The sequence below is a fragment of the Variovorax sp. 01T439_2 genome, from assembly GCF_056398445.1.
The window spans coordinates 1-3948 of the sequence record NZ_JBFTPJ010000561.1 but is presented as its reverse complement, the minus strand read 5'-3'; the positions used below and the strand labels follow the sequence as shown (position 1 = coordinate 3948).

The following is a 3948-nucleotide window of genomic DNA, read 5'->3' as shown; positions in this document are numbered from 1 at the left end:
TCTCCTACGAGCGCCCCTTCACGCCCGAGGACATGGCCGCCATCGAGGCGCGCATGCGCGAGCTCATTGCGCAGGACTACGACGTGGTCAAGAAGATGACGCCGCGCGCCGAGGTCATCGAGGTCTTCAAGTCGCGCGGCGAGGACTACAAGCTGCGCCTRGTCGAGGACATGCCCGACGAGCAGGCCATGGGCCTGTACTACCACCAGGAATACGTCGACATGTGCCGCGGCCCGCACGTGCCGAACACGCGCTTCCTGAAGGTCTTCAAGCTCACGAAGCTCGCCGGCRCCTACTGGCGCGGCGACGCCAAGAACGAGCAGCTGCAGCGCATCTACGGCACGGCCTGGGCCGACAAGAAGCAGCTCGACCAGTACATCCAGCGCATCGAGGAAGCCGAGAAGCGCGACCACCGCAAGCTGGGCAAGGAGCTGGATCTTTTCCACATCGACGAAGTGGCGCCGGGCGTGGTGTTCTGGCACCCCAAGGGCTGGGCCCTGTGGCAGGCGGTCGAGCAGTACATGCGCGGCATCTACCGCGACACGGGCTACTGGGAAGTGAAGGGCCCGCAGATCCTCGACAAGAGCCTGTGGGAGAAAACGGGCCACTGGCAGAACTACCGCGACAACATGTTCACGACGGAGTCGGAAAAGCGCGAATACGCGCTCAAGCCGATGAACTGCCCGGGCCACGTGCTCATCTTCAAGAGCGACCTGCGCAGCTACCGCGACCTGCCGCTGCGCTACGGCGAGTTCGGCCAGTGCCACCGCAACGAGCCCAGCGGCGCGCTGCACGGCATCATGCGCGTGCGCGGCTTCACGCAGGACGACGGCCACATCTTCTGCACTGAGGACCAGATCCTCGAAGAATGCGTGGCCTACACGGCGCAGCTGCAGAAGGTCTACGCCGACTTCGGCTTCACGGAAATCCTCTACAAGGTGGCCACGCGCCCCGACAACCGCGTGGGCTCCGACGAGCTCTGGGACAAGGCCGAGCACGCGGTGATGGAGGCGCTGCGCCGCTCGGGCGTCGACTTCATCATCTCGCCCGGCGATGGTGCCTTCTACGGCCCCAAGATCGAATACACGCTGAAGGACGCGCTGGGCCGCCAGTGGCAGTGCGGCACGATGCAGGTCGACTTCAACACGGCCGAGCGACTGGGCGGCGAATACGTCACGGAAACGAGCGGCCGCGCACACCCCGTCATGCTGCACCGCGCCATCGTCGGCAGCCTCGAGCGCTTCATCGGCATGCTGATCGAACACCATGCCGGCGCGCTGCCCGCATGGCTCGCTCCGGTGCAGGTGGCGGTGCTCAACATCAGCGAAGGCCAGGCCGACTACGCCGCTTCAGTGGCGAAAACGCTGCAGAATCAAGGGCTTAGGGTCCAGCTGGATCTGCACAACGAGAAGATTACGTATAAAATACGCAAGCATTCGTTGCAAAAGCTTCCCTACATCCTTGTCGTAGGCGACAAAGAGAGAGAAGCTGGTGCCGTCGCAGTGCGCGCCCGGGGCAATCAAGACCTCGGTGCAATGTCCCTCGAATCGTTCGTGCAACGGCTCGTCCAGGATGTTGCTGACAAGCGTTGATTTGTCCCGGAAGCACCCTCATATGTGCTTCTCGTCCAAATCATGCCGCTTGTCCGCGAGGACTGACCCGGCGTCCGCTACAGATTTTGTAGCAATTTTTGAAGGATTCTGACCATCGCTACTGCATTTCGCGACCGCCGCCACCGCGAGGAACGCCAACACCGCCTGAACCGGGAAATCATGGCCCCGGAAGTCCGCCTTGTAGGCCCGGAAAACGAGCCATTGGGTGTTATGAGTCTCTCCGAGGCCTTGCGCCTCGCCGGTGAGGCTGACGTGGATCTGGTAGAGGTCGTTGCCGCGGCCAATCCGCCCGTGTGCCGTCTGATCGAGTACGGCAAGTTCAAGTACCACGAGCAGAAGAAGGCGGCCGAGGCCAAGTCGAAGCAGAAGGTCATCGAGGTCAAGGAAATCAAGTTCCGCCCCGGTACCGACGACGGCGACTACAACATCAAGATGCGCAACATCAAGCGCTTTCTTGAAGAGGGCGACAAATGCAAGATCACGCTGCGCTTCCGCGGCCGCGAGATCACGCACCAGGAGCTCGGTCTGGCGTTGCTGCAGCGGATCCGCGATGAGCTGGGCGACCTGATCGTCGTGGAGCAGTTTCCGAAGCTCGAAGGCCGGCAGATGATCATGATGATCGCGCCGGGCCGCAAGAAGCCGGGCGGCGGCGGTGGTGCCGCAAAGCCGGCTTCTTCGGAAGCATCGGCGCCAGCGGCGGCCTGAAAAGGCTGCCACGGCAGCGGGTAGAGATAGCAGGGTTTGATGAAGAATTTCGCCGCTGCCGGCGCTTCGCAAGAAGGGTAGGCAGCGGCGGGATAAAGAAGTGTCTCGGGGCCAACAAGTCCGTGGAGTATCCGCGGCGCCTCACGAGCACAAACTAAAGGAGCATTCACATGCCCAAAATGAAGACCAAGAGCAGCGCGAAAAAACGTTTCCGCGTTCGTCCCGGTGGCACCGTCAAGCGCGGTCAAGCCTTCAAGCGTCACATCTTGACGAAGAAGACCACCAAGAACAAGCGTCACCTGCGTGGTGCAGTCGCAGTGCATGAGACCAACATGGTTTCTGTCGCTGCCATGCTGCCCGGCCGTGGCATTTAACTCAGACGAACAAGGAGTACACACATGCCTCGCGTCAAACGTGGTGTAACGGCTCGCGCCCGCCACAAGAAAGTTCTCGCACTCGCCAAGGGTTTCCGCGGTCGCCGCGGCAATGTCTTCCGCATCGCCAAACAGGCGGTGATGAAGGCTGGGCAATACGCCTACCGTGACCGCCGCACCAAGAAGCGCGTTTTCCGTCAACTGTGGATCGCGCGTATCAACGCCGCCTCGCGCGAACTGGGCCTGACCTACAGCCAGTTCGCCAACGGCATCCGCAAGGCCGGGATCGAGATCGACCGCAAGATGCTTGCGGACATCGCAGTGCACGACAAGGCCGCTTTTGCCGGCATCGTGGAGCAGGTCAAGGCCAAGCTGGCTGCTTGATTCTGCACAGCAGGAGTGYCGCCTTCGGGCGGCTTCCTGCGCCCACGGCACAAGGGCTGGCGCTTGAAAAGGCTCCAGCTCTTTTTTTATTTCCCCGCCTAATTTTTGTTGCTATGAACGAGTTGGACTCCCTTGTCGACACCGCCCGCGCCGCCTTCGCCGAAGCGAAAACGCCCGCCGAGCTCGAAAACGCCAAGGCCCAGTTCCTCGGCAAGTCGGGCCGCATCACCGAGCTGATGAAGGGCATGGCCGCGCTCAGCGTCGACGAGAAGAAGTCGCGCGGCGCCGCCATCAACGTGGCCAAGCAGGCGATCGAGTCCGCACTGACCGAACGGCGCCAGCAGCTGGCCGACGAAGAGCTTTCGCTGCAGCTGCGCGCCGAGGCGCTCGACGTGAGCCTGCCCGGCCGGCGCCGTATTCCGGGGGGCCTGCACCCCGTGAGCCGCACSCTGGAGCGCATCGAGGAGATCTTCTCGAGCATGGGCTTCGACGTGGCCGACGGCCCCGARATCGAGAGCGACTGGCACAGCTTCACYTCGCTCAACAACCCGCCGAAYCATCCKGCRCGTTCGATGCAGGACACCTTCTACGTCGACCTGAACGGCGACGACGGCATTCCCTACAACCTGCGTCCGCACACCAGCCCGATGCAGGTGCGCTATGCGCATCAGCACATCAAGAAGTACGCCGCCGAATTCGCGGCGGCCGCGGCCGACACCACCGGTACCGTCAAGGCGCCCGAGATCCGCGTGATCGCGCCGGGCCGCACCTACCGCGTCGACAGCGACGCCACGCACTCGCCCATGTTCCACCAGTGCGAAGGCCTGTGGCTCGGCGAGAACGTGAGCTTCAAGGACCTGAAGGTGGTGTTC

Annotated in this window: 5 protein-coding genes; all 5 read left to right on the top strand. The window is 62.8% G+C overall.

What is annotated here, in order from left to right; genetic code table 11:
- Nucleotides 1-1592: threonine--tRNA ligase (gene thrS / locus AC1DOC_RS23225; protein ID WP_478130570.1), on the top strand; the 1592-nt coding region annotated here is incomplete at its 5' end.
- A 105-nt stretch (nucleotides 1593-1697) separates the two neighbouring features.
- On the top strand, nucleotides 1698-2318 hold the full coding sequence (infC, locus tag AC1DOC_RS23220; RefSeq protein ID WP_080515731.1) for a translation initiation factor IF-3: 621 nt from the start codon (nucleotides 1698-1700) through the stop codon (nucleotides 2316-2318).
- 170 nt (nucleotides 2319-2488) lie between these two features.
- Complete coding sequence (gene rpmI, locus AC1DOC_RS23215) at nucleotides 2489-2692, top strand: 50S ribosomal protein L35 (RefSeq protein ID WP_007832497.1); 204 nt, start codon at nucleotides 2489-2491, stop codon at nucleotides 2690-2692.
- Between the two features lie 24 nt (nucleotides 2693-2716).
- Complete coding sequence (gene rplT, locus AC1DOC_RS23210) at nucleotides 2717-3076, top strand: 50S ribosomal protein L20 (RefSeq protein ID WP_012747009.1); 360 nt, start codon at nucleotides 2717-2719, stop codon at nucleotides 3074-3076.
- Between the two features lie 113 nt (nucleotides 3077-3189).
- The coding region (locus AC1DOC_RS23205) for a tRNA ligase subunit PheS family protein (RefSeq protein WP_478130569.1) at nucleotides 3190-3948 on the top strand (759 nt) is incomplete at its 3' end.